Here is a 6,000-nt window from a genome sequence, read left to right as displayed (position 1 = left end):
AGACACAACCACAACCACCGGAAATAACGGCGACCACGGCTGCACAAAATTTGAAACCAGCCAAAAACACCATGCACACCACGGGGTGGCGGCACAGCACAATCAACCAATCACATTACATAATCGGTATCAACAAACTTGGCACACTATTGAGTTCTCAAACAACAGACACACCCGGCACCACCCAAACCAACGTTCAGGATCGCTCCGGAGCAACTTTTCAAACTTACCCGATCCGGCCCGGCTTTGCAAACCACGTTCCCGCGTCCAAAACCACCAGAATCAGCCCCCACCCACACAGCACGCCACAAAAGCGAACCATTTCCAGGCCGTTCAAAAAAGGGGGGTTGGCCGCTATCTTTCCGCTTCAGCGGCGGCGACTCAGAAAACAATACCCCCACACAACCCCCACCGCAAATCGGCCGTTTCATCCGCAGGATCCGCGGAATCCAGGGGCAGGAAGGGTCATTGGCGCACCCAGGCCGCGCGCCGCCGTCGTAATTCCCCTGTGTGGTCTCCGGCACAGGTGGCGTACCCCGCCGTCTATGCCCACGACCAAGTAGCCCTCCCAGGGGAAACACGTAGTGATTACTCGAGCCGTTGGAAACGGTTCGAACCTAAAGTGATGACTGGAGCTGGCGGCGAAGGTGTTCGCCCGAGACCACGAACGCCTCCCCCAGCCGCCGCCAGCTCCGCACATGACACGGGAACAGGAAAGACGTCCGGCCAGAGCGAACCTCAAGATTGCGGCAATTAGTCCCGATATCGGACAGAGTGCCTTTCGCGTCATCCCTGACGTTCCTAGAGTGTCACTACGGCAATGGCCAGGGGACCGTCCCCAATGGACCAAGCCAAGGGGGACATATGGGCGCAGGTATTCCGAACGCCAACGCGGAAGCCTCCGTCGTGCCGCGTGCGAGGGGTGGAGTTCCTCTTCCTGCCCCGCCGAGGAAGCCCTTGGCAAGACCTCGCGCCATCCAGCAGAATTCCGCTTCCATGCGCAGGGAACATGAAGTACAGCGGCTGATCCGTGACCTCGGCGCCCTCGCAGCCTCGCATAGTCCCCAGACCCCCTAGGACCAAGTCCCGTACGACGCTTCCAACGCGATGGAGGCTGATAAGACCTGCCCGTCCGCCGTGTCCCGGTTCCAAAGACCCTGTTTCCCCACTTTCGCCCGCCCTAGTCTGGCGTCATCGATCACATCAAGGAGGCATTCATGCGCACAGCAGAACCAATGACCGACACCGAGCGGATCCATCGTCTCTCCGAGAACCTCCTGACTCAGTTGTCGAGGGGCAGGGAATGGGCCACGCCGGGCGTCCAGGCTGCGCTCCAGAGAGCAGTGGCCGGGCTGGATACTGGCATTGAGACTGCCTCCCCGCGCCTCCAAGCCATGTTGCGGCGGCTGGCGGATGAGCTGGCCGGAGGAGTAGAGACTCTCACGCCCCGGGTGCAGGAACAGCTGAAGCGCGTCGGCCCGAAAGTGTCTGTGCCGGCGCCAGTACAGACACGACGGCCCGCCGCCAAGGTGTGGTTGTGGATTCTCGGGCTCGCTGCCCTGGCGGCAGGGGCGGCCGTCTGGCGCTCGGCCCAGGCGTCAAAGCAGAAGCCAGCCCCGTCGAGTGAGCAGGAAGCCGGCGGCAACGATCCTAATGTCGACGCGGACCTGACCCCGGGACGAATGTAGGAGCGCCTGTTGGGGAGCCCGCAGGCGAAACCTCCGCGGGCCGCGAGGCGGGTGCCGAGGGCAACGGGTCACTGCCCACACGGACCAAGGTCGCCGGGGATGACCCTCTAACGAGACGAGCCGCGGATGTTCCCACCAGAACAGGAAGCATCCACGGCTCGTCCCTGGGGTAACTACTGACGCCAGCGCGAACGTGAATCTGTAGCCGACGGTTTGCAGGTGTACGTGGCTCCCTTGGCACTCAGCCCGACTGCACCCGCGGGTGAACAAAAAGCACCGGGTGTAACGCCCCCTGCCGGGGCGGGTGCCTGAGCAGGTCCCTGTGCGGCCTTCTGCGCCGCAGCCGCTTGCTCGGCGGCTGCCCTTGCAGCTGCGTCCCGTGCGGCTTGATCCGCTGCGGCTTTTGCCGCGGCAGCCTGGTCGGCCGCGGCCTTGTCGGCGGCCGCCTTGTCTGCAATAGCTTTGTCCGCAGCAGCCTTATTAGCTGCAGCCTTCGCGGCTGCTGCCTGTTCCGCAGCGGCCTTATCAGCCTCAGCCTTTTCGCTGGTGGCTTTCTCCGCGGCAACGTCGTCCAGGCTCTTGACGCCCAAGTGCACTGTGGATCCCTTTTCCGCCTGCGCACCGTTGGCAGGATCCTGGGTAACCACCTGCCAATTGCTCTTGACGATGATCGACTTACCCTTGACGCTGTCCACGGCCTCAACCTTGAAACCAAGCTTTTCCAACTGGTCCTTGGCCTTGTCCAGGGTCAGGTTCACCACGGCCGGGACCACGACTGTCTCCGTTGTTTGCGAAACGGCCGTTGCCGTTGCCGTTGCTGTCGGCTGCGTAGCCGCCTGCTTGCCGCCGCAACCGGTCAGCATGAGACCGGCCAGCACGGCAAGGGCCAGCGTCTTCTTCAACCTGCCAACTGCAGGAACTGTACTTGCTTTCACTTTTCCCCCTAGGAATGCGTGTGATGGTGATGAAAATTTCGCCCGGGTATTCCGGGAAAGACTGGCTTACTCGCAGGCGACACCGTCGGAGTCGCGATCCAGCGCGGGGCGGTAGCCCGGCTGGCCGGCGTAGATCGGTGCAGCTCCTGCGGCCCTCGCCGCACTGCAGTTCGCGTAGTAGGCAGCAGCAGGTGCCGGAGCAGGCGCAGCAGGTGCCGGAGCGGCCGGGGCCGGTGCAGGCGCAACGGCCGCCGGCGCGGGAACCGGGGCAACAGGCGCAGGTGCCGGCGCAACTGCCGCAGGTGCAGGTTCAGCCGCAACAGGGGCCGGAGCCGCAGCCTGCTGGTTTGTCGGGGCCAACTGGCCAGCGCAGTCGCCCAGGATCCGGGCCATAGCGTCGTGTTCGGCCTGGGTGACCCACAGCGAGTACGTCGCCTTCACGGAGATCTGGCGCGCCACGTACTCGCACCGGAAGCCCTTGTTCGGTGGCAGCCAGGTGGCCGCGTCGCCGTCGCCCTTCTTGATGTTGGTGGGCCCATCGGTGGCCTGCAGGTTCAGCGGGTCATTCGCAAACGCCGTCCGCTGTTCCGGGGTCAGCTGCTGGGCGCCCTTTTGCCACGCATCGCTGAGCGCCACTACGTGATCGATCTGCACGGCGCTGCTGGTGCCGGAGCCCCGAACAAAGCTGATGGTGGTGCCCGTGTAGGGATCCGCGAGGGTGCCGGACTGCACCTTGCACGGCACACTGTTCGTGTACGTGATGCCGGTGAGGTCGCGCTTGAGGATGTCGTTGCGGGTATCGCAGCCGTTGCGGTCAACGTCCGCCCACGCTTGGCCGAACCGCGCCCTGTCATACCCCGTCTTTGGGGCCCGGCCCTTGATGGGAAGGGTCGCCAGCACATCCATTGCTTTGGTGGCATAGGCCGGCTGCGCGTTCGGCGCCGTGGCAGTGACGCCGGCGGCAAGGACGTACGGATTCTCCGGGTCCAGCGGTTCCCCGGTTTCCTGCGCGGTGGGAGTTGGCGCGGACGACGGCGACACCTTGGGTGTTGCGGTGGGGCTTGCCTTCGCCGGGGCTGCCTTGGCCGTGCTCTCCGACGATGCCGCCTCAAGGTCCGCGCTGGCAACACGCGGCAGGGCGACGGCACCACCAATGAAGAGTGCCAGCGACGCAACGACAGCGACAGCGCCGGCCTTCCGGTTCGCTGGAAGCCAAGCCCACGAGCGGCGTCCCGTGAGGAGGACATACAGGCCGGTGAGTGCGAGTGAAATGGCCAGGACGACCAAGGCAGCGCCGAATCCGCCGCTTGCTGCTCCGAGGAGCATGAACAAGGCGGTAATAGCGCCAACAATAAAAGTTGAAGCGCGGGGTTTCCGCGGCGGCTTCGGTGCCGGCGCGAAAGAGGCAAACCCGGGAAGGGTTTCGTAGTCGGACATTCATTCCCCGTTTATGAGGGGCGACAATTGCTGATGCCCCTTCATTTGCCGGGCCTGCTGCTAAGCCTGGCAAAACTCATCACCGAGGAGCCTATGCGTCCTGCGAGGCTGGAAAGCTGCGCGGCTGCGATACTCGGCGAACATTCAGCCAGTCTTGATGCGACCTTGAGGAAAGGTGTCGCAATTGGCATTCGGGGCTTAACAATTAACCGCGATGTTCACGACGGCGATGCCCCACATGTGGCTGCCATTCCCCGCAGCAAAAAGCAGGGATAAAGTGGCCCGCATGCAAATGCGCCTTGAAGTTGTCCAGGTCCCGGTGTCCGACGTCGACAGGTCCAAAGCGTTCTACACAGAAAAGCTGGGCTTCATCCTGGACCACGACGTGGAGCACATCCCCGGCATGCGCGTGGTCCAACTGACTCCCCCGGGCTCGGCCGCATCGGTGGTCATCGGCACCGGGATGACCACCATGACGCCGGGCAGCCTGGAAGGACTGCAGCTGGTGGTTCCCGACATCGCTGCAGTCCGAAGCGAGCTGGTCCGGCGCGGCGCAGATATCAGTGAGATCCAGGACCTCGGCGGCGTCCTCTTCGCCTACTTCAGCGACCCGGATGGCAACCGTTGGGTGATGCAGGGACAGACGCAGCAGCACATCCGGGACGCCCACAAGGCCTAGGAAGAATCCGCCCCAGCCTCCCGCACGTCCTGGACGACTTCGTTGTGGCGCAGGAACCACGGCTTGAACGGCGGGTCGAAGCGGGCGAACCGGGGCGGCCCCACCGGCGTCAGTCCCGCCAGCGTAAGGGCGGCCTGCAGACCTTTGTTGCGCTTCTCAAACGCAGAGTCGGAGCCGCCGCCAGAGAATCCCACTACTGCGGCGAGGGAACCCGGCACCCCGCGCACCCTGACCTTTGGGTCGGTGGGTGCAGGGGCGGTTTCAGCCGTCACGCCCGCCGGGAGCACAAAGGCCACCGTGAATTCAGCAGGCTGTCCGGAACCGGGCAGCGGACCGCTTTGGAGCACCGGGGCGGTCATGGCCAGCTTCTGCGGGCCCAACCGCGGCTCCTGCAACACGGGGGCGGTCATGGCCAGTTTCTGCCGGGCAGTGTTGTTGCCGCTGATGTAGTTGAAGAGATACCGGAAGGCGGCGTTGCCGGCGCGGTCAAAGCTGGCTGTCACCGTCACCTCGGCCACGACATAGTCCGGGTAACGGCGCAGTTCAAAGTGCGGATAGCGCCGGACCAACTCATAGGGCTGCTGCTCGGTCATAGTGGAGCCGAGCTTACGCCGGTCGGACGGGCGCGGCCAGGCCGAAGGGCACTACCAGGCCGGGGTCACCCGACTCCCTTCGTTGCCCGCCTCCGGAAACGGCCGCGCACGGCGGAAACTCCACGCAGGACGGCAGCCAGGACCCCAATGGCACCGAAGATCATCGTCAGGAGAACGCCCACACCACGGAACCACACACCGTCACTCTCGTACCCCGCCACAATGGCCTGGCTCGGATCGTCTTCGGCATAAAGCACCGTTGCGTCGCCGCCAACTACGGGGTGTTGGTCATGTTCCACGGCCGCGAATGTCCGGTGAGGCGACCCATCCGCCGTCGTAAAATCCACGGTGATCCGCCGCTGGGAAGCCTTGGTGACATCGTCGAAATCCACGATCGTTCCGGTCGCCTGCGAACCCGTCCGCGCGAGCTCCTCATCAGCGTTGATCATCAGGCTGCCCACGACGATGAGGATTGGACCCAGGCAGAGGACCAGGACGGTCACCGCCAGGTTCACTATCCCTTTCCACGACAACTTCGATCCGCGGCCCGCGTCAGTTCTTCCCCCAGTCACGGGTCCCATTCTGCCGGAATATGTTGCCAAGCCCACGCTGCCCCCTATTGCCCTTTGGTAAGCAAGCGAAGCATAATAGTTAGCAGAACTAATTAG

The 6,000-nt window shown here is 63.9% G+C and carries 6 protein-coding genes; 2 read left to right on the top strand and 4 right to left on the bottom strand.

Annotated features, from left to right (window positions below; genetic code table 11):
• The first annotated feature begins 1,217 nt into the window (after positions 1-1,217).
• Positions 1,218-1,688: a hypothetical protein gene (locus ACETK3_RS07020; RefSeq protein WP_237429955.1), complete on the top strand. Its 471-nt coding sequence runs from the start codon at positions 1,218-1,220 to the stop codon at positions 1,686-1,688.
• Between the two features lie 173 nt (positions 1,689-1,861).
• Here the strand turns inward: ACETK3_RS07020 and ACETK3_RS07015 are convergent, their stop codons facing one another.
• Both ACETK3_RS07015 and ACETK3_RS07010 read right to left on the bottom strand, forming a co-directional pair.
• A complete protein-coding gene (locus ACETK3_RS07015; RefSeq protein ID WP_237429954.1) occupies positions 1,862-2,623 on the bottom strand; it encodes a PASTA domain-containing protein in 762 nt (253 codons plus the stop codon).
• 66 nt (positions 2,624-2,689) lie between these two features.
• Entirely contained in the window at positions 2,690-3,949 is a 1,260-nt protein-coding gene (locus tag ACETK3_RS07010; protein WP_237429953.1) for a DUF1524 domain-containing protein, read from the bottom strand.
• Positions 3,950-4,346: 397 nt separating this feature from the next.
• On the opposite strand from ACETK3_RS07010, the gene ACETK3_RS07005 reads away from it, so the two are divergent.
• Positions 4,347-4,739, top strand: a complete 393-nt coding sequence (locus ACETK3_RS07005; protein ID WP_236801299.1) for a VOC family protein — start codon at positions 4,347-4,349, stop codon at positions 4,737-4,739.
• Here ACETK3_RS07005 and ACETK3_RS07000 read toward each other — a convergent pair.
• Together ACETK3_RS07000 and ACETK3_RS06995 are read right to left on the bottom strand one after the other, a co-directional pair.
• Entirely contained in the window at positions 4,736-5,332 is a 597-nt protein-coding gene (locus ACETK3_RS07000; RefSeq protein ID WP_237429952.1) for a heme-binding protein, read from the bottom strand. The two genes, ACETK3_RS07005 and ACETK3_RS07000, sit on opposite strands and share 4 nt — an antisense overlap.
• 65 nt (positions 5,333-5,397) lie before the next feature.
• Positions 5,398-5,847 carry a DUF3592 domain-containing protein gene (locus tag ACETK3_RS06995; protein WP_236821410.1) on the bottom strand — a complete coding sequence of 150 codons (450 nt, stop codon included), beginning with the start codon at positions 5,845-5,847 and terminating at the stop codon, positions 5,398-5,400.
• Between the last annotated feature and the right edge of the window lie 153 nt (positions 5,848-6,000).

This window comes from Arthrobacter sp. E44 (assembly GCF_041877125.1).
Classification (GTDB): domain Bacteria; phylum Actinomycetota; class Actinomycetes; order Actinomycetales; family Micrococcaceae; genus Arthrobacter.
Note: the sequence above shows the minus strand (reverse complement) of the source record. Positions and strands in the feature narration are given on the sequence as shown.